The organism is Bacillus sp. FSL K6-3312 (assembly GCF_038007485.1).
GTDB classification, from domain to species: domain Bacteria; phylum Bacillota; class Bacilli; order Bacillales; family Bacillaceae; genus Bacillus; species Bacillus pumilus.
The window spans coordinates 1,109,278-1,128,856 of sequence record NZ_JBBOXI010000001.1; the positions used below are offsets into that span (position 1 = coordinate 1,109,278).

Below are 19,579 nucleotides of genomic sequence, written 5' to 3' on the forward strand. Positions count from 1 at the left end.
GGAGCAAAATGGCAACGAGAGACTATATTCCAATTGATATAGAAGACATTCCGCAGCAGTTTGAAATTGATCTAGCTGACAGCACATTTGTTTTTCAAATCAACTATAACGAAACGGATGACAGCTATTCTATCGACCTGTATGACATGGACATGGATCCAATTGTCTTAGGAGAGAAAATGATATTAAATGTGCCGTTATGGGATGACATTATAGATGATCGCTTGCCAGCTCCTTCAATTATCCCGATGGATGAATCAAATACAGAAACGCGTATTTCATCGGTAAACTTTATGAAAACCACGTTTCTGTATATTGACGATGTAGCGGAAGAGGGTGAAGAAGATGGCGACGAATAATAACAAATTGTTATTTGGTCGTATTGTTAAGGTGACGATTGATAGTGGGTCTTATAAAGGAACCTTCGATTATAAAGATTTAGAAGTGAGGTTTGAAGTTCCGTTCGATGATGACGCAAAGCCAAATGAAACAAAAGTTGAGATTTTCAATCTAAGTAGTAGCACTATCAACAAAATTAAAAAAGGCGCTACTATGACCGTTCAGGCGGGGTATAAAAGCGACTTTGGGGTATTAGCCATCGGAAAGGTTACTAAGGTACTGACGAAGCGTACAGGGGTCGATAAAATCACTTCAATTTTCATGAAAGAGGGAGACGATTACTCTCATATTAAGGTTGATCAAAATACCGCTGATGCTCCTGTGAAATATTACGTCAACAAGCGGTATAAACTGAAGAAACCATTGAAGGTTGAGACAAAAAAAGTGTACAAGTTGAAATCGGGTAAGACTTCTGTACGCAAAAGCACACGAACGATTAAATACAAAACAGTTCGTGAGGCGAAATACAGAAAACAATCCATGAAAATTACCTTTAAAAAAGGAACAACAGCCCGCACGATTATAAAGCGTTTGATCCGCATTCTTGATATAAAACTTGCGAAGCTGTCTCTTCCTAGAAATAAGGTATACAAAAAGGGTTACACCGTAACTGGATCAATAGAAAAAAAGCTAGAAGAAGTTGTGCGTGATTGTGGTGCCTCTCTGTATTACAGGCGTGGCCGTCTTGTTATCAGATCCATTACAGAAGGGGATGACGAGCGGTTTGAGTTAAAAGAATCAACAGGTTTGCTTGATTCTCCTGAAGCGTTTGAGGATGAAAAGCTTAAAGGGTATTCGGTGAAATGCTTATTGCAGCACCGCATAACCACTGCTTCAATCATTATCATTAAGAGTAAAACAGCCAACGGGAAGTATCGTGTTAAAAAGGGTAAACATGTGTTTGATGGGAACGATTTTTACACAGAAGCGGATGTGATCTAATGGCAGCAGATACGAATTTTTTCGATAATCTTATAAAAGGTATCAAGCACTCTATTCATGTTTGCGCTCCGGGCAGGGTCGTTTCTTACGATGCTGTCAGTCATACGGCAGATGTAAAACCGCTCTTTATGACCGCTGACGACGATACTTTATACGAGCAACCATTGATACAAGACGCCCTTGTGTTAAAGCATGTCGAGTCAGATATTAAGGTTGGAGCGATGGTATTCCTGTCTTTTGCAGATAGGGCTTTGGATAATTTGACAAATAAACCTTTTGATCCTGATAGTACCCGCACACACGATATAACGGATGCAGTAGTGATTGGGGTGTATGACGGATGAAGACTTTAAAAATGGTTAATGGTGATCTTATTTTCAAAGATGGCGAACTAGAAATGATCGACGGAGACGAAGAGCTTGCTCAAGCCGTTGAAATGATACTGAAAACAAGACTTGGAGAATTTGAGCTAGATGAGTTTTTAGGAGTAGAGCGTGAAAATCTTCTAGGTAAAAATCTTGATGAAGAAGAAGCACAATATGATATTATCGAAGCTCTTTCACAAGAAGAACGTATTGCCACAGTAGAAGATATAGAATTTCAGTTTGATCGAAAAGTGCGCTCCAGTTGTATCAAACTGAAATTGATTAAAGAAGAAGACGGCCAAGAATTGGAGTTAGGAGGTGTTGATGTTGTTGAATGAGAACGGCTTCCAGCGAAAAACATATTCAGACATTGTAGACGAAATGGAAGATAAGGCAAAGGAACAGTTCGGGGAGGATGTAAATACATCAAGCCGCACACCTCTTGGAATCATCTTTAGAATCATTGCATGGTTTCTGGCAGGCGTTTGGGACATTGCTGAAAGAGTATACAACAGCGGCTTTGTTAGCAAATCTGAGGGAGTACAGCTTGATAGACTCGGAAATAACAATGGCATTTCAAGAGAGCCGGCAAGTGAATCATATGCAACGCTTGAAATTGAAGGTGAGCCGGGTCACATCATTGAAGAAGAAACCCAGTTTGCAACGGAATCAGACATATATTTTGAAGTGCTTGAAGAAGCAACAATTGATACTAATGGAAAAGCGTTAGTCGATGTCATATCAGTCGATAAAGGCGCAATGAACAATGTTGCAGCTGATACAATCACTGTACAAGCTGAACCAACGGAAAATATCACGTCTGTGACCAATCCCGAAGCGGCCGCCGGTGGTTCCGATATTGAAATAGATTCAGAATATCGCGCAAGAATTAAGAGGTCCGTGGAAGGGAGTTCAGCATCCACGCACAGCGGGATCATTGCGGCACTGATAAAAACATCTGGGGTCCGTTCAGCTAATGTGGTGATGAATAACACAATGGAAGTAGATGCTGACGGGAACCCACCTAAAAGTATTCATGCTTATGTGCTTGGAGGTATAAAAGAAGATGTAGCTGATTCACTTTTTAATAGTGTAGCGGCAGGCATAGAAACAGTAGGTAATCAATCTGTTATCATTACTGATTTAAGCGGCATTAATCATACAGTCAATTTTGATTTCGCTCAAGAGGTGAAAATCTATGTCCGTCTTGAATTAAAGACAAATGCATCTTTCCCCATTGATGGGGATGATCTGATCAAGAATAATGTTGTATATAAAATTGGTGGCGTGGACAAATCGGGGTCTTCATTCACCGGATCTCAAATGGGTGACGATGTTATTCTATCTCAACTATATAATGCAGTGTATCAAGTGGCTGGTGTTGATGATGTTTTGATTAAGATTGGGAAGACTCGTGATACTCTCGGACAATCGAACATAGAGATTGAGCCTAAACAAGTGGCGCAAGTTCTCTTCTCGGAAATCGAGGTGGTACATGTATGATTAAGGACTTAATAAATAAGCTGACCGATGCTTTTCAGAAAGATGAGAAGAGCAACATCGGAAAGCTTTTTTTAATTGTAGATGAACAACTGACCGCAGCAAGGAAGACACTAACCACTGCTGAAAAATGGCGTGATATAGATAACGCAAAAGGGCGCGGCCTTGATTTAATAGGTGATAACGTTGCTCAAAATAGAGGTAGAGCCACAGACGAAATATATCGGGTGCTGATTCGTGGTAAAGTAGCACGGAACATTTCAGATGGAACAACAAACCGCATTATAGAAGCTCTTGCGAAGACTTTGAATTGTGCTTATGAAGAGATAAATATTTACACTGTGAAAGAAGATAATGAAGATGAACCAGCTGCAATCATTGTGAAAAAGGCACCGCTTGAAGCACTTAATAAAGTTGGAATGTCCGCCACGCAATTTTCATCTATTGTGCAAAAAACTGTAGCAGCTGGTGTCCGAGTTGCCTATATCAATCTTAATGGAACATTTAGTTTTTCATCTATTCCTGATGAAATTGAGACAAGTCAATTCGGTTTTTCATCTGATGGTACTGATGGTGGCACATTAGGCGGCATCTTTGAGCCGGAAGATGATTATCCACTACCAATCTAATAAGGAGGGAAAGCATGGCTTTTACAAAAGAAATACCACAGTGGGAAAATGCGGGGCAAAAGCCGCCGCAAAGTAAAATTACTGAGGGTTTTAAACCATTGGACCATCCTCCTGCTGATTGGTTCAATTGGTTTATGAATGGAACATCTGAAGCGGTGCAGGAGTTGCAAAATGAAGCAGCAACAACAAGCGAAGTAACAGCTGCGTTAAAGGTTTTATCGAATGATATAGAAACACATTCTAACGCGAAAAATAACCCCCATGCTGTCACGAAATCACAGGTCGGGTTAGGGAATGTCGATAACATTAAGCAAGCTTCAAAGGCTGATTTTGATAGTCATGTTAGTGATAAAAAAATTCACGTTACAGAAGAAAAACAAGAGTTATGGAATAATAGTCAACTTTATAAATTGACTACAGATTCAGGGTTTAGACAGGCAGTGCCGAACACAATCGGCGGTACTAACTTATTTGAATTACCACCCGGTTACTATTATGGAGCTGGTCAATATTTCACTAATCTACCAACTACAAATGATACGTCTTGGTTTAATGTTGATGTATTTACTACTGGGATACGGAAGAACTTTCACGTTATACGTAGTGCTGATAATACACATTGGTTTGGAACAATTCATACAGATGGGTCATTTAAAGGATGGAAACGTATCCTAACGGATGCTGATACAAAACTCAATTGGAAGTTCCCAACGATTGAAAACGGATGGAAAACATATAAATCCGAGGTCAATAATGACTATCGGGTTCGCGTTGCAAAAGATGCGATGGGGATTGTTCATATAACAGGAGCCATCGCAGGTGGAACACTTGGGGATGTACATGCCTTTATGTTGCCAGAAGGATGTGAGCCGCCTTTCCCTCTCTATAATGTCGGTATTGCTTCTAGTACCGGTGGATTTAAAGGACCACAGGTTAGTCGGCAGTATATTGCGACGGATGGCCGTTTTTGCATTCAAGACACCACAAGTAATGTAGAGTTCATTGTCGTGAATTGCGTGTTTAAAGCAAAGGAGTGATTTTATGAAACCAATATACGCTTATGATGAGAATTTGAAGTATATACGTGGTGGGGATAAAGAAATACCCGATGATGCTGAGATTCCAGAGGGATTTACGGACGTCCAACCCCAAGACGGGTTGTATTCAGCGGAATACAATCCCGCAAGCAAGACATGGAGCGAGTCAGCCACCAAAGAGTATATTGATAGTTTGCAGCCTGATCCAGGTCCACCATCAGATATTGAGCTATTAAAACAGCAAAATGCTGATCTGCTCCAGCAACTGGCAGAGTCAGAAAAGAGAGCAGAAGAACAATCAAAAACAACAGCAGAACTTGTCATGCTACTGACTGAAAAGGGGGTCATTTAATTGAATTGGTTCCGTAGTATTTCATTATTTTATCAATGGGAGTGTTATGTAAATGAGGACGTAGCAAAGTTTGTTCGCTTTGAGAAGATCACGCCGGAACAATACAAAGAAATAACAAAAGAGGAATACCAAACAAACGCTGAATAGGCGTTTTTATTTTACCTTCTTTAAGGAGGTGAGGAACTTGAAATAGGACTAGGGGGGCTTACTGATGTCAGGAATGACGGAGGTTAACGATGTGAACATCATACAAAAAGATATGTCAGAATTAAAAACCAGTCAAAAAGCTTTGGAGCAGCGTGTTTCTGTACTCGAAAGAGGGCAAGACAAGCACGATCAGCAAATCATTAGCTTGAACAATCAACTTAACAAAATTGAAGAGAACACTACATGGATTAAGCGTACTATTACTGGTGCGATTATAACCGCTGTTTGCACGGGTGTAATTGGCGGCGGGATCGCTCTTGTTTATACAATGATTCAAAAATAAAAAGAAAAGAGGAATTTAATATGAAAAACTTCGACAAAGGCACTGTGATCCGTACAGTGCTTCTTTTAATTGCTTTTATTAATCAAACGCTTGTGATGTTTGGAAAGCCGGTATTACCAATTACAGATGATCAGGTAACAACCCTTGCTGATTCATTATATTTGGCTGGATCAACGGCATTTTTGCTTGTAACAACAATTATCGCATGGTTTAAAAATAACTATGTTACCGAAAAAGGAAAAAAACAAAAAGAAATTCTGAAACAAAAAGGACTTTCAAAATAAACAGCTGCCATTAGGCGGCTTTTTTTGTTATAAAAAATGAATTCAGAGGAGAATGAACATGGCTGAAAAAATCGGATTACAAACTCTTATAGATCGTTCGATTAGGAATATGGGTGCTGGCATTAACAGTGTTGTAAAAGAAAGCGCAATTGAAATGATCAAGCAAGCATACAAAGAAGGTATCTATGTACAGATTACTTCTGGTTACCGTTCGTTTGCAGAACAAAACAAGCTTTACGCTCAAGGTCGTACCGCTCCTGGGAAGATTGTCACCAACGCTAAAGGTGGTCAATCAAATCACAACTATGGTTTAGCGATCGATTACGTTCTATTAAGTGCGGATGGGAAAAAAGCGCTTTGGACAGTCAACGAAAAATGGCGTCGGGTAGCCCAGATAGGGAAATCACTAGGGTTTTCATGGGGGGGAGACTGGAAGAGTTTTAAGGACTACCCACACCTTGAAATGATGGGCGGTTTGACTTTATCACAGCTTCAAGCGGGTAAGCGTCCTGTCTTGGTGTCATTTTTATCAAATAAAGTTTCTGCAAAACCAATCAAGACAACGCCGGTTAAATCATCACCATCCAAAAGTACAAGCAAGCCGAAAACAAGTACATCTAAAAAGACATACAACCTACCTTCTGGCATTTTAAAAGTTACAAAGCCTCTTACTAAGGGATCAGCTGTAAAAGCCGTACAAGAAGCCCTAGCCGCTCTTTTCTTCTATCCTGATAAGGGCGCAAAAAACAACGGGATTGACGGCTATTATGGTCCGAAAACCGCGAATGCGGTCAAGCGATTCCAGCTCATGCACGGTCTTGTTGCTGACGGCATTTATGGACCAAAAACGAAAGAGAAATTGAAAGCTTTGTTATAAAAATATTTGTCTATTTGTTAGGAATTACTTTAAGAGCTTTTGACAACCAATAAAGGATAAAGTTAGCTAGAACATAACTTAAAAAGGTGAAAAATAAGTTCCAATAATTATCATAATGGATGCGATTAAGAATGTATAAAACTGTTTCTGCTAGAGTTGCCACAAGTGAAGCAATACCAATTAATAAATAAGGTCTACGAAAAGTAATTATAGTTTGAATTAAATAAATGCCTAATACCGTAAAAAAACCGAAATTGTAGGGAATCATAGGGAGGACAGCATACTTTACTGGATTTACACACCACAGATTCAGACTGTAACCAATATCATTAAATAAAAAGGCAATCAAGCCGGAAAGCAAAACAACTGTTGATGAAGTAATTAAAAATTTGCTTTTTCTAATGTGGAACAGAAAAATCATCCAGGGTATAAAAAAACCGAAAAAAAAGTTGAAAATCATAAAGGTTCTCCAATTTTTTTAATATTGTCTGTAGTGCTTCGATATTTTATTCAAGTTATAAGTGTCTTTTTAAAAAAACTGTCATTGACGGCTATTATTGACTTAAGACAGCAAATGCGGTCAAACAATTCCAACTCATGCATGGTCTAGTTGCAGAAGGCATTTATGGTCCAAAAACAAAACTAACTTTAGAAAAAGCCTTGAATTGAAAAAACAAGGCCTTACAGTTGCCACCTATAATTAAAATGTATTTTAGTCCTGGTCAAAATATTGACTAGGGCTTTTTTGTGTTATTAGAAAACCATAAAATAAAAAAATATACACAATTTGTATATTTTTTAGTATAATCAATTCATCAGAAATATAGGATGTGTCAATATTGTTAGAAGTCCGAATGCCGAAATATTTCACTAGGGAAACAATGGAATACGTAATAACTCAAATTATCAACTCAGATCTAATGCCGCGATCTCAGGAAATCAAGTTGAATTTTTCTCAACTAGAATTTATCGAACCAGCTGGTGTTACTATATTAAGAAATTTAGTAAAGTGGCTACAGGTTAGGAATGTAGCGATAACTATCAGTTATCCTCCACAAAGCACAAATGGAACGAAATTTTTAGATGATGCTATGTTCTTTTTTTCTTTAACAAATCGGTTGTTGTACCCGGGATCTTTTGTTAGGCCGACAACCTTGCAACTACAGGATGTTACATATGAAATTAGTCATCAATGGCTAGATACAAACTTTGTCCCTTGGCTATCAGGCAGAACAAATTTGCCTCTGTTTTCTTTTAATGACATAAAAATGTGTTTCGGTGAAATATTTAATAATATCAAGGATCATGCTAATGAAAATATTGGTTGTATTTTTGCTCAACATTTTCCGAACATAAAAAAAATCAAAATCAGTATATCTGATTTTGGAGTAGGTATCCCCAATACAATTCGAAGAATTCATCCATTATTAAATGATAGTCAAACTCTTGAATTGGCAATTCAAGAAGGAATTTCTTCGGAATCCCAACCCAGTAATCGGGGTGCAGGGTTACACACCTTGATTCATAACGTAGTTTTAAACTATAATGGAGAGGTTCAAATTCGTTCATTTTATGGTGTATTAACATGTAGGAAGAATGAATTTGGAGAAATTGGGGTATACTCTCATATGAGTAATAGTATTTATCCAGGAACCTTCATCGAAGTAATTCTGGACACAGAACAATTTCATAAAGATAATATCGAAAAGGAGGAGTTCGAATGGGGTCTTTATTAAAAGTTTTAGATCATGTAGAACGTTGTTACTCCAATAATGATGGTCAACTTATACAGACTATGATCAAGTCTGCTTTTAGAAACGACGAGAAAATTACTTTGTCGTTTGAGGATGTGGATGGAGTTACATCATCCTTTGTCAATACTGCTTTGATCGACCTTTTGGAAGAATTCAGTTTTGACTTTATTAAAAACCATCTTGTGTTTTCTGATACTAACTCTCAAATAAACAAGCTTATAAATGATCGTTTTAAATTTGAAGTAAAAAAAAGAAAAAGTTTGGTTAATTGCTAAAAATCCCTTCCTGATTGGAGGGGCTTTTTTATTTGTCGTAAATTGCATACTTTATTACTAATCCAACCTTTAGGTATTCAGTTATTTTTAACTATGGAAATTAATGCATATTATAGTTATGCTTAATGTGATTAAGAAGGGGAGGGTTTATTTGAATAAAAAATGGACAAAAAGAACATCTTTGTCCATTGTAGCTGCGCTGGGTATCTCCTGTACGCTTGGAGAGTTTGCAGATGCAAAAGAGAGAAACTCAACTAATCAGAAACAATATGCACAAAATATGACATCAGAATCATTTACTAAAAACGATCCTGAATTATATCAAGACGCTTTAGACCTTGGCCTTACTGACAATGATATTTTTACGCTTGATAGCCTTTTGGACAGGGAAGATAAAGCCACAGTACATAATCCATTTCTTGTAGCGATGGGTATAATTACAGGCATGGCTGCCGTTGTTGGTACCGGATATGGTGCCGGTCGTTATATAGCAAAGCAGCTGTACAAACGTAAACAGCTGAGTAAGAAATTTTATAAACAACACAGATGGAAATTCAGAGCCGCTTTAGTTCCAGTTATCGGAATTGCAGCAACATTCGGCTTTGATGACTACTACATGGATATTTAATATGTTCGAATATATTTTGATTTTACTCATATTGGCAACTTTGTTACTGACAGTCGTAGAGGTTTCTAAGATCAAACGAGAAAATAAATCCCTCAGAAACGAGATAGAAGATATAAAGAAAAACATTAACAAATAATGAAACTTGTTGGCCGTCCTTATGGGGGGGCTTTTTTATATTACTTAAACCGCCATTCCTTCTTCTCTTTATCCCAAGTAAATTCCTTACGAGAAACTAAGTTTTTAACTGCTCTGCGAATAGTCACCACCTTTACCTGTTTTTCTTTTAAGGTCCTCCATTGTGGGGTTCTTGCGAAAACGGCGCATATTATAAATGATTCGATAAATTTTTCTTTCGAGATCAGTCATATCATCACCACCAAAAACATTTTAATAGAATGTTTGTTCGGTGTCTAAAAGTGATATATAATTAGAATATACGGTTTACCCGCGGAAACGGGATTTAAAAAAATTCGTATATTTCAATGATTAACTTCTTCTTAATATTACTCACACCCGGCCGTCCTCATGGATGGCTTTTTTGATGCCATTTTGATGCCTAAACCAAAAAACACTCAAAAACGAACGAGAACATACGATCGCTTTCGAGTGTTGATAGGCTATTTGATGAAAGGTTAAAAATAACTAGAAACACCTAAAAACATCCCAATGGTATTTCTCACAAGCCTCCCATTGTGATTGACTCATCCAATCATCTGTATTTCTTCCCAACCTATTCATCCAACCGTCCTCAGTGCGGCTGGATCTCCCACAAATACATTCATACCTTCCAGGAATCATCCCTCGGAGACACGGTGGTCATCTTTACAAATGAGCAAACCGTCAAACTCGATGTCTCATATAAGTCATTTTAGAGTCAGGTGCACAGAACAGCGTATCTCCGAACGAAATTTCAAGATCGCCTTGATGGTGGTCTTCCTAAAAAACAAGAATTTATGCTGTATCCAAAGGAACAACAGCTCAACCTTGTATACGATTTTATATTAAGGGAGCTTCGGAACAGATATTAACTAAAACCAGCGGCAGCACAGCCGCTGGACTCCTTATGAAGCGAGGGTTTAGCATATCAAAAACATTGATAATTATATAAAAAATTATATAATTTAATTGAAATGTATAGATTTTTATGTAATGTGCAGCAGTGAAAGGGGATATGATGATGACTTATGATGAACTAGATACACCGGCGCTATTAATTGATAAACAGGTGATGATGGAGAATCTAGCTGCTATGCAGCAATATGCGGACCGTCAGCAAGTCAAACTGCGTCCTCATACGAAAACACATAAAACACCTAGTCTTGCAAAGGTGCAGGAGGAGATGGGCGCATCTGGCTTAACTGTAGCGAAAGTAGGGGAAGCGGAAGTGATGGCAGCGCATGGGCTAACAGATATCTTTATCGCCAATCAAATTGTAGGTGAGACAAAGCTGAAGCGAATTCGAAAGCTGGCAGAGTCGATACACATTTCATTTGGAATAGATTGTGTAGAGCATGTGTTTCAAATTGAAGATGTCTTTCGTGGAGCAGAGAAAAAAGCGGAGGTTTTAATTGAGATAGAGGTTGGAGAAGAGAGGTCTGGTGTCATTGAAGAGAATGATTTCCGTCAAATCTTGCAGGCGATAAAAACATGTGACTTCGTTCATTTAAAGGGGATTTTTTCTCATGATGGTCATACATACAAGGCGGAAAGTAAAGCGCATTGTCAAACATTATATGAAGACGCTGTAAATCGAACGCTTCGGTTTGCACAGATTGCAAAAGAATCAGGCATGCTGCTAGAGGTAGTGAGCATAGGATCAACACCGCCGTTCTTATTTCAATTTGATATTCCAAAGGGAGTGACCGAAATCAGACCAGGTACTTACATCTTCATGGATGCCTCTCAGTCCAATGTGATCGGCACTTTTTCACATTGCGCAGCAGCTGTCCTGACGACGGTGATTAGTAAGCCAACAAAGACTCGTGTTATAACAGATGTTGGAGCCAAAGGGCTCACGGCTCAAACCCGTACAAAAGGGCTGACGAAAACAAAGGGACTAGGTAAGGTAAAAGACTTTGATGATGTATTTGTTTCCAGTGTATTTGATGAGCATGCCATCATTTATCACGAAGGCTTCCGTCAGACTGTCCAGATCGGTGAGAAGGTGCAAATCATTCCAAATCATATTTGTCCCGCTGTCAATCTCCATGAAAAAGCCTATCTCATCCAAGATGGTGAAGTAGTCGAAGAGCTTGACATTGCTTGTAAAGGTAAACTTCAATAAATCAACAGGACAAGGCGACTTCGTTGGGGCATCATTATGATGACACGACAACATCCACCATGCACATGAATTTGTTGAAACCAAATCCATATATCCAGTCGTCTATTGAGTGTGTATCGGTAGACTGTCCACCAAATGACAGAGAAATGTGGATCCTTAGACGTATTTTCAAGCAATTATTCATAAATCACAGAAGTGACACGAGCCGTCTGTTACAATAAAAGAAATCATTTCTTGCAAAGTGTTCGTATGTGGTAAAGGATCCTCCTATTTTGACCGATATGAACGAATGGGAATAAGAAATGGAGGCTCTGTATGAAAAAACAATCGCAATTGCTGCTGTTATTCACCTTGACAGTGACATTACTAGCAGCCTGTCAGCAAGCAGGTCAATCGCCTTCAAAACAAGACACAAAAGCAGCTGCGTATGAACAATGGGTTCAGCGTTATATGGATGAGTTAAATGAAGCTTATGAAAACATGACCGACCAATTTATTTCAGATGGACAGGGAAAGATCCAAGCAAATAAAAAATTGAAAAAGGCGACGAAAGCCTTTGATCGTGTGATTCAAAAGGGGCTTGCTCATCAAGAAGTTCCAGCCGCTTATCAAAAGGCAGATGAACAATTAAAGACAGGTCTTCATTCATTTGAAAAAGGAATTGGTCAGGTGGAGCAGCTATTAAAGCGCCCAGATCAAGAAAAGCTGTTTATTTCCGCTACTCATCATCTCCAAGATGGATTGCAGAGGGCAGCTGCATTTATTGAAGAAGTAGGCCGCATTCAGCAATCAACATAAAAAAACTTGGAAGGCGGCGGACTTCCAGGCTTTTTTTACATATAAAGTATTTGCTTTAAGCGGTGCACACCATCTTGAATCATGTTTTCGTCCGTACAAGCAAAGCCTAGCAGTAATCCCTTTCGATTGCTCTCAAAACAATAAGGACTTAATGGATAAATGCCAATACCTGCTGCTTTTGCTGCCTCAATACTGCCTTTTTCGTCAAAGTCTGGCGCTCCTTCCAAAAAGACATGAAGACCGGTATCTGTTCCATAAATATGAAAGTGCTTGGCAAATTGTTGTGTTAAAAGGGCATCCATCATGGCAGCCTGTCTTTTTTTATATAGCTGTCTCATTCGCCTGACATATCGCGTAAATTCTCCTTCTCTGAAAAAAGAGGCGAGTGTGATCTGTTCCATAATGGGCAGCTGTCTTTGAATGAGTGATTGCAAGGAAGCGATTTCTTTTATGATCGCTTTGGAGCCGATAATGGCAGCAAGGCGGATGCCGGGTGCCAGTACTTTGGAGAAGCTTAAGATATAAATCACATGGTCGGGTGCTTCTGAAAATAATGAAGGAAGCGGTCCGCCATGATAACGATAATCTCCATCAAAATCATCCTCTAGTATATAAGACTGATGGCTGACGGCAAATTTCAGCAGTTGCTGCCTTCTGTTGACGCTCATACATACACCGGTTGGACGCTGATGGGAGGGCGTCACCGCAATCAGCTTTGTTCGCCGTGGCAATGTATTCACCATCATTCCTTCTTCATCGACGGGCGCGGGATAAATGTTCATTTCACGATGCATAAAGGAAAGCCTTGCTCCAGGAAAGCCTGGATCTTCAACAGCTACTGTATCGCCTTTTTTAAGCAATACCTGTGAAATCAAATCAATGGCTTGCTGCGTGCCTCCTGTTAACACGATTTGATCCTCTTCTACATCGATACCTCGTTCTACAGATAAGTATTGGCGTATTTCTGAACGTACTTCCCATAAACCATGCGGGGAGGAATAGCCCCAATCTTTCATCTCTAATCGCTGTAAAGCTTTCATGAGCGAGCGTTTCCATATGTTTTGGAAATGTTCATCGATGGCTGGTTCCTGATGACGAAAATCAATATCAAGCTTTTCATGAAATTGATTGGCCGACAGCCAGTGGTTCATTTGTTTCTCCGCTTCTTGAAAGTGTGGTCTTATTGGAAGAGGAAAAGGAGGCTCACCTTGATGGGGAGCGGAGGCTACATAGTGGTCACTCGAAATAACCTTCGTACCGCCTCTTCTAGATGTGCTGACATATCCTCTTGCCAGCAGTTCATCATAAGCAAGCTGTATAGTTGATCTTGATACATTGAGCTCCTGTGCTAATACGCGTGTCGGTGTTAACTGATCATCAGGATTCAGTTTTTTGGAATGAATTTGTTGAATGATCCCAGTTGCGATTTGCTGCCAGAGCGGGGTAGTACTTGAGCGGTCTAAATAAATATACATCGGGCACCTTCTCTCATTGTCACATATAACATGATGACACGGAAATATGGAGTGGTCAACAGCATCATTTTTGGATATAGGAAGTAAGCCAAAAGGTGTGTACACTGTTCTCATATGCTTATGACTAGAGGAGAGAGTGAAATGATCCCTGCATCTAAAGAAGAAACCGCACCCCTATCCATCATTCCATTTATATTTGTTTTATTTGGTCTTTTTATGATTACAACCGCAGTGAACCTGCAGGTGCCCCTTTATACGTTGTATGCCGAACAAGCAGGGTACGGAAAAGCAGCTACAGCCCTTTTATTTGCTGCATATGTCTTTGGACTGATTCCAGTTTTGCTTTTTCTTGGCGGGATATCTGACCGTGCTGGACGCAAACCGGTTTTATTGGTCGCACTTAGTTTTTCGTTATGTGCTACCTTATTGATGATCGTACATCCTACCATTCAGATGCTCTTTTTGGCCCGGCTGCTGCAAGGGGTGGGGCTTGGCCTGAGTGTTGGTACATGCACCGCTTATTTGATTGCTTTATATCCAGAAAAATCAAGCTGGATTCCAACTTTTATTGCGTTATGCAGTTCGGTTGGCTTTGGGGGCGGTGCTCTTTTTACGGCACTTCTTTCTTTTAAGCATGTGTCGCTTGCGCCGCTTAGTTATTGGATTGTGCTGGGCTTTTTAATCCTAACGATCGTGGGTGTCTTCTTTTTCGTTCCACCTGTACAAGGAGATTCAGGTAAACGGATGATGAATATGCCAACATTTCCAAAAGGAACAATGCCAGCGAATGCAGCGATTGCTGTCGCGTGGTCGGTGTGCGGCCTCGTCATTTCGGTTTTGCCAGCACAGCTTAAATTGAATGGATATGAATTATGGGTAGGTCCGGCACTGTTTTTGATTAATATGGCAGGTGTCCTGATGCAGCCTTTTGTTCGCAAAATGAATAGCACAGCAGCGCTCCTTGCCGGATTTATCTGTCTTCCATGCGGATACGGTCTCTTGCTATTTGGAGCAAATAGTGGGTCCATCATTCTTGTGCTTGCCGGAACGATGATTGCGGGAACTGCCTGCTATGGATTTACTTATTTAGGTGGTCTTCAGCTTATTGTCGAGCGGGGAAAAAAGGAGGCAGCTAGAGCCGTTGCAGGTTTTTATTTGTTTGCCTATTTAGGTCTGGGACTTCCAAGTGTTTTTGTCGGGCTTTTCGCTGATCTGTACGGAACCCAGATGGTGTTAACCGTCTTTTTCTTGGTCGTTTTGGCAGCTTGTCTCATCCTTTTGATCTCGAGTGTCAAACAGAAACAAAAATGAGGAGTCTTGCTTTCTCTTTTTCTTTCCATTCGTTTAGAATAAAGGCATGAGAGGGGAAGATGACATGAAAAAAGTGCAGCTGGACGGCGCATCGTGCAGGTCGCAAGAAGAGCTTCATGACCAACTAAAAACAGTTTTACACCTTCCTGACTATTACGGGAAAAATCTTGATGCCCTATGGGACTGTTTGACAGGAGAAGTAAATCTGCCAGTAGAGCTAACATGGGTGAATTTTGACACAAGCAAGGACGCTCTTGGCGAGTATGCAGAAAGCGTAAAGCAGTTATTTCAAGAAGCAGAAGAGGAATTGAAGGGACAATTTCAAGTGAGTATTCAATAATGGTGAAAAAGCAGCCGCTACCGCAGGCTGTTTTTTTATGAGTTTCCGTCTTTCTCATTCTGCTATTTGAATATTTTACTAGATGTGATAATATATGAATTGTCGTTTAATTGATAATGATAATCATTTTTAGTGGAAAGAGCTAGATAGAAAGTGAGAAACCAGTATGAAGTTGTATCAATTAAGTTTATTATTTGTGTGTTTGGCATGTGTATCACTGTTTGTCGGTGTACAGGATCTGTCCATTTTACAGCTGTTTCATTTAACAGATGAACAAGTGCATACGTTAGTTTCAAGTCGCATCCCGCGTCTCATGAGTATTGTGCTTGCTGGCATGAGCCTTAGTTTATGCGGCTTTATTATGCAAAGCATGACGAGGAATAAATTTGTTTCACCAACCACTGCAGGAACGATGGATTGGGCGAAGCTTGGTATTTTAGCAGCAATGCTTGTTTTTACACATGCGAGCCCGCTCATGAAAATGGGAATCGCGTTTCTATTTACTTTAGCTGGGAATCTTCTTTTCTTAAAAATCCTGCGGCATATTAAGGTGAACGATACGATCTATGTACCTTTAGTCGGTTTAATGTTTGGCGGGATTGTCAGTTCAATATCTACGTTTATAGCCTATAAATATGATCTGATTCAAAACGTATCCGCATGGCTTCAAGGGGATTTTTCTCTTATTGTTCAGGGGCGTTATGAACTTCTCTATGTGAGTGTTCCACTATTGATCATCGCGTATTTATATGCTGACCGCTTTACAGTGGCGGGTATGGGTGAGAGCTTTGCCATCAACTTAGGTTTAACGTATAAACGTGTGATGGCGGTTGGTTTGGTGATTGTTTCGATGATTACATCTGTCACCATATTAACTGTCGGGATGCTGCCATTCCTAGGCTTAATCATTCCGAATATTGTATCGATCTACCGCGGCGATCACTTGAAAAAGAGCCTTCCGCATACAGCCTTACTAGGAGCCATTTTTGTTCTGATTTGTGATGTGCTCGGAAGGGTGATCATTTATCCATATGAAATTTCAGTTGGGCTCATGGTAGGCATCATCGGAAGTGGGATCTTCCTGTACATGTTATTAAGGAGGAAACGCTATGCATAAGAAACGAACATTATGCCTGATTGCAGCCATTGCAGCCGTACTGATCGTGATTTTCATTACCTTTCAAATGGGGTACTGGCAGTACACAGTGCCAAGTCGATTAAAGAAAGTGCTGGCGATGACATTGACTGGAGGCGCAATTGCCTTTTCATCTGTTGTCTTCCAAACCTTGACCAACAATCGAATCTTAACGCCGAGCATACTGGGTTTAGACGCACTATACTTGTTTTTGCAAACAGCGATTATTTATCTGTTTGGCTCGACCAATTTTATGATCGTCAATAAAAACCTGAATTTTTTCCTTTGCGTTGGGCTGATGATTCTATTTTCTGTGCTGTTATATACGGTGATGTTCAAACGCAAAAATAAACACATTTTCTTGCTTCTGCTTGTTGGTATTGTCTTTGGGACATTGTTCAAAAGCCTTTCTTCTTTTATGGAAATGCTGATTGATCCAAATGAATACCAGGTCGTACAAGATAAATCCTTTGCAAGCTTTAATCACATGAACACAGATATCTTACTCATTGCTTCTGTTTTATTTGCGGCGCTGTGCCTTTACATTTGGACATTCCGCTCCAAATTAGATGTCATGTCACTTGGGAAGGAGCATGCGGTGAATCTGGGAATTGACTATGACAGCATCACAAAAAAGATGCTGATCGTGATAGCCGTTCTTGTGTCCATCGCAACAGCACTTGTCGGACCGATTACGTTCCTTGGCTTACTCGTCGTAAATGTCGCACGAGAGCTCTTTCGGACGTACCGGCATACATACTTGCTACTAGGCTCTTTTTTCATCAGTGTGATTGCCCTTGTAGGCGGGGAGTTTCTTGTAGAAAAGGTATTTACTTTTCAAACGCCGCTGAGTGTCCTGATTGATTTAGTAGGCGGGTTGTATTTTATTTACTTACTTTTAAAGGAGAGTCGCTCATGGTCGTGATGAAGGGAGTCAGTAAGACATATAACGGAAAAACAGTGCTTCACAAAACAACTGTCAGTGTGAAAAAAGGACAGCTGACCTCTCTCATTGGTCCCAATGGAGCGGGGAAAAGCACACTTTTATCAATCATGAGCCGCTTGATTCAGCCAGACTCAGGTGCAGCTTATTTAGAAGACAAGCCATATAGCGCGTACCCACCACAGGAACTAGCAAAAAAGATGAGCATTTTAAAGCAGGCCAATCACATGAGTGTGCGCCTGACCGTTCGAGAACTTGTCAGCTTTGGTCGTTTTCCTTACTCACAGGGCCATCTGACAAAAGAGGATGAGAAAATGATTGATGTGTCCCTCCAATACATGAGGCTTGCCGATATCCAGCATCAATATGTAGATGAACTGAGCGGAGGACAAAGGCAAAGAGCCTTTATTGCGATGGTGCTGGCTCAGGATACGGATTATATTTTCTTAGATGAGCCTTTAAACAACTTGGATATGAATCATTCTGTTGAGATGATGAAGCTATTTAAGCAGCTCGTCAACGATCTTGAGAAAACGATTGTTGTGGTTCTCCATGATATTAACTTTGCATCTGTGTATTCCGATCATATCGTCGCTTTAAAAGATGGTCAGGTGATCAAAGAAGGCGGAGTAGAAGAAGTGATTCAAGCAGATGCACTTGAACAAATTTATGACATGCGCATACCGATTGAAGTCATTCACGGTGAGCGTATTTGCTTATATTTTTCTTAAAAAAATGAAGAGGTGATCACGTATGAAAAGATGGATTTGGATGATGACTGTATTAACAGCGATTGTTGTACTCGCTGCCTGCGGGAACCAAGGAAAAACAGAAGGAACAAAAGAGGAAACCGTCACGGTAAAAGACATGCTGAATAAAGATGGCGTGAAGATCAAGAAAAACCCGAAAAAAGTCGTCGTGTTTGATATGGGAAGTCTTGATACGTTAGACAAGCTAGGTGTAAATGTGACAGCATTACCAAAACAAGTGGTCCCAAAATATCTATCCAAATATGAGGATGACAAATATGAGAATGTCGGCGGTTTAAAAGAGCCGAACTTCGAAAAAATTGCAGAGATTAAGCCCGATTTGATTATTATTCAGTCACGTCAATCAGATGCATTCGATGAATTTTCTGAAATTGCTCCTACGATTTTGATGGATGTAGATACTGCCAACTATATGGAATCATTTAAAAAGAATGCCACGACGTTAGGGGAAATTTTTGATAAGGAAGACGAAGTCAAAAAAGAACTAGCAGCTATTGATCAAAAAGTAGATGCATTAAAGAAACAGGCAAAAGAGTTGAAACAGAATGGTTTAGTGATCATGGCCAACGACAGTAAAATGACAGCCTTTGGTGCTAAGTCAAGATATGGACTCATTCATGATGTGTTTGGTATCACGCCGGCAGATCAAAAGCTTGAGCCATCTGACAAACACGGGCAAAGCATTTCGTATGAGTACATGGTCAAAACGAATCCGGATTACTTATTTGTCATTGATCGAGGCGCAGCGATCGGAGAAGAAACTTCTGCGAAACAGCTTGTTGAGAATGATTATGTGAAATCAGTCAAAGCGGTCAAAAACAACCATGTGGTATATTTGAACTCTGACATGTGGTATTTATCTGGCGGTGGCCTTGAATCATTGACTGCCATGATTGATGAAGTAAAACAAGGAATTGACCAAAAATAATGGAAGAAAAGCTGCTCATACTGAGCGGCTTTTTTTATTGTGGATTCATAAAAATATGTTGCG

Annotated in this window: 24 protein-coding genes and 4 pseudogenes; 26 read left to right on the plus strand and 2 right to left on the minus strand. The window is 39.8% G+C overall.

All coding sequences use genetic code 11. The features are described from left to right. Positions 1–8 precede the first annotated feature (8 nt). The 17 genes and pseudogenes from MHI11_RS05495 (at position 9) to MHI11_RS05570 (ending at position 9,532) form a co-directional block, all read left to right on the plus strand. Complete coding sequence (locus tag MHI11_RS05495) at positions 9–359, plus strand: phage baseplate plug family protein (protein ID WP_076839218.1); 351 nt, start codon at positions 9–11, stop codon at positions 357–359. Next, positions 346–1,341, plus strand: coding sequence for a phage protein (locus MHI11_RS05500; RefSeq protein WP_340960608.1), 996 nt, complete (start codon positions 346–348; stop codon positions 1,339–1,341). The genes MHI11_RS05495 and MHI11_RS05500 overlap by 14 nt, the downstream gene beginning before the upstream one ends. Further along, entirely contained in the window at positions 1,341–1,685 is a 345-nt protein-coding gene (locus MHI11_RS05505) for a Gp138 family membrane-puncturing spike protein (protein ID WP_340960609.1), read from the plus strand. The genes MHI11_RS05500 and MHI11_RS05505 overlap by 1 nt, the downstream gene beginning before the upstream one ends. Continuing rightward, positions 1,682–2,044: a DUF2634 domain-containing protein gene (locus MHI11_RS05510; protein WP_340960610.1), complete on the plus strand. Its 363-nt coding sequence runs from the start codon at positions 1,682–1,684 to the stop codon at positions 2,042–2,044. The genes MHI11_RS05505 and MHI11_RS05510 overlap by 4 nt, the downstream gene beginning before the upstream one ends. Continuing rightward, positions 2,031–3,209 (plus strand): baseplate J/gp47 family protein, encoded by a 1,179-nt coding sequence (locus MHI11_RS05515; RefSeq protein ID WP_340960611.1) that lies wholly within the window; start codon positions 2,031–2,033, stop codon positions 3,207–3,209. The genes MHI11_RS05510 and MHI11_RS05515 overlap by 14 nt, the downstream gene beginning before the upstream one ends. After that, the gene (locus MHI11_RS05520; protein ID WP_340960612.1) at positions 3,206–3,835 is read left to right on the plus strand and encodes a hypothetical protein; all 630 of its coding nucleotides are present in this window, start codon (positions 3,206–3,208) and stop codon (positions 3,833–3,835) included. Before MHI11_RS05515 ends, MHI11_RS05520 begins: the two co-directional genes overlap by 4 nt. Before the next feature lie 14 nt (positions 3,836–3,849). Further along, positions 3,850–4,872 (plus strand): hypothetical protein, encoded by a 1,023-nt coding sequence (locus MHI11_RS05525; RefSeq protein WP_340960614.1) that lies wholly within the window; start codon positions 3,850–3,852, stop codon positions 4,870–4,872. A 4-nt stretch (positions 4,873–4,876) separates the two neighbouring features. Further along, entirely contained in the window at positions 4,877–5,224 is a 348-nt protein-coding gene (locus MHI11_RS05530; protein WP_340960615.1) for a hypothetical protein, read from the plus strand. Further along, positions 5,225–5,371, plus strand: a complete 147-nt coding sequence (locus tag MHI11_RS05535; protein ID WP_340960616.1) for an XkdX family protein — start codon at positions 5,225–5,227, stop codon at positions 5,369–5,371. A 64-nt stretch (positions 5,372–5,435) separates the two neighbouring features. Continuing rightward, positions 5,436–5,714 (plus strand): hemolysin XhlA family protein, encoded by a 279-nt coding sequence (locus MHI11_RS05540; RefSeq protein WP_268467525.1) that lies wholly within the window; start codon positions 5,436–5,438, stop codon positions 5,712–5,714. A 20-nt stretch (positions 5,715–5,734) separates the two neighbouring features. Next, positions 5,735–5,998 (plus strand): phage holin, encoded by a 264-nt coding sequence (locus MHI11_RS05545; RefSeq protein WP_340960618.1) that lies wholly within the window; start codon positions 5,735–5,737, stop codon positions 5,996–5,998. Positions 5,999–6,170: 172 nt separating this feature from the next. Continuing rightward, positions 6,171–6,467: pseudogene (locus tag MHI11_RS20895) on the plus strand (M15 family metallopeptidase); the annotation flags it as partial. Further along, positions 6,465–6,875: a peptidoglycan-binding domain-containing protein gene (locus MHI11_RS20900; RefSeq protein ID WP_445661864.1), complete on the plus strand. Its 411-nt coding sequence runs from the start codon at positions 6,465–6,467 to the stop codon at positions 6,873–6,875. The pseudogene MHI11_RS20895 and the gene MHI11_RS20900, both read left to right, overlap by 3 nt. Before the next feature lie 564 nt (positions 6,876–7,439). After that, positions 7,440–7,544 (plus strand): annotated as a pseudogene (locus MHI11_RS05555) (peptidoglycan-binding domain-containing protein); the annotation flags it as partial. Between the two features lie 170 nt (positions 7,545–7,714). Next, complete coding sequence (locus MHI11_RS05560) at positions 7,715–8,611, plus strand: ATP-binding protein (protein ID WP_268467801.1); 897 nt, start codon at positions 7,715–7,717, stop codon at positions 8,609–8,611. Further along, entirely contained in the window at positions 8,596–8,904 is a 309-nt protein-coding gene (locus MHI11_RS05565) for an STAS-like domain-containing protein (RefSeq protein ID WP_340960621.1), read from the plus strand. The genes MHI11_RS05560 and MHI11_RS05565 overlap by 16 nt, the downstream gene beginning before the upstream one ends. A gap of 151 nt (positions 8,905–9,055) precedes the next feature. Next, on the plus strand, positions 9,056–9,532 hold the full coding sequence (locus MHI11_RS05570; RefSeq protein ID WP_340960623.1) for a hypothetical protein: 477 nt from the start codon (positions 9,056–9,058) through the stop codon (positions 9,530–9,532). A gap of 176 nt (positions 9,533–9,708) precedes the next feature. Here MHI11_RS05570 and MHI11_RS05575 read toward each other — a convergent pair. Next, positions 9,709–9,898 (minus strand): annotated as a pseudogene (locus MHI11_RS05575) (hypothetical protein). A gap of 305 nt (positions 9,899–10,203) precedes the next feature. Between MHI11_RS05575 and MHI11_RS05580 the strand changes: the two are divergent. The 3 genes and pseudogenes from MHI11_RS05580 to MHI11_RS05590 all read left to right on the plus strand — a co-directional run. Further along, positions 10,204–10,560: pseudogene (locus MHI11_RS05580) on the plus strand (competence protein ComK); the annotation flags it as partial. Positions 10,561–10,709: 149 nt separating this feature from the next. Then, the gene (locus MHI11_RS05585; RefSeq protein ID WP_265208939.1) at positions 10,710–11,816 is read left to right on the plus strand and encodes a D-TA family PLP-dependent enzyme; all 1,107 of its coding nucleotides are present in this window, start codon (positions 10,710–10,712) and stop codon (positions 11,814–11,816) included. A gap of 315 nt (positions 11,817–12,131) precedes the next feature. Beyond that, positions 12,132–12,614, plus strand: a complete 483-nt coding sequence (locus MHI11_RS05590) for a hypothetical protein (protein WP_340909782.1) — start codon at positions 12,132–12,134, stop codon at positions 12,612–12,614. 35 nt (positions 12,615–12,649) lie between these two features. Here MHI11_RS05590 and pdxR read toward each other — a convergent pair whose 3' ends face one another. Then, entirely contained in the window at positions 12,650–14,089 is a 1,440-nt protein-coding gene (gene pdxR, locus MHI11_RS05595; RefSeq protein ID WP_044140710.1) for a MocR-like pyridoxine biosynthesis transcription factor PdxR, read from the minus strand. A gap of 141 nt (positions 14,090–14,230) precedes the next feature. Here pdxR and MHI11_RS05600 point away from each other — a divergent pair, with 141 nt between their 5' ends. From MHI11_RS05600 to MHI11_RS05625, 6 genes are all read left to right on the plus strand, one after another. Beyond that, positions 14,231–15,400 (plus strand): MFS transporter, encoded by a 1,170-nt coding sequence (locus tag MHI11_RS05600; protein ID WP_340960624.1) that lies wholly within the window; start codon positions 14,231–14,233, stop codon positions 15,398–15,400. Between the two features lie 64 nt (positions 15,401–15,464). Then, a complete protein-coding gene (locus tag MHI11_RS05605; protein ID WP_044140712.1) occupies positions 15,465–15,740 on the plus strand; it encodes a barstar family protein in 276 nt (91 codons plus the stop codon). 166 nt (positions 15,741–15,906) lie between these two features. Then, complete coding sequence (locus MHI11_RS05610; RefSeq protein ID WP_044140713.1) at positions 15,907–16,857, plus strand: ABC transporter permease; 951 nt, start codon at positions 15,907–15,909, stop codon at positions 16,855–16,857. Further along, positions 16,850–17,800 carry an iron chelate uptake ABC transporter family permease subunit gene (locus MHI11_RS05615; protein WP_340909790.1) on the plus strand — a complete coding sequence of 317 codons (951 nt, stop codon included), beginning with the start codon at positions 16,850–16,852 and terminating at the stop codon, positions 17,798–17,800. Before MHI11_RS05610 ends, MHI11_RS05615 begins: the two co-directional genes overlap by 8 nt. Then, positions 17,791–18,549 carry an iron ABC transporter ATP-binding protein gene (locus MHI11_RS05620; protein WP_044140715.1) on the plus strand — a complete coding sequence of 253 codons (759 nt, stop codon included), beginning with the start codon at positions 17,791–17,793 and terminating at the stop codon, positions 18,547–18,549. The genes MHI11_RS05615 and MHI11_RS05620 overlap by 10 nt, the downstream gene beginning before the upstream one ends. Positions 18,550–18,571: 22 nt before the next feature. Continuing rightward, a complete protein-coding gene (locus tag MHI11_RS05625; protein WP_106064948.1) occupies positions 18,572–19,516 on the plus strand; it encodes a siderophore ABC transporter substrate-binding protein in 945 nt (314 codons plus the stop codon). The last annotated feature ends 63 nt before the right edge of the window (positions 19,517–19,579 follow it).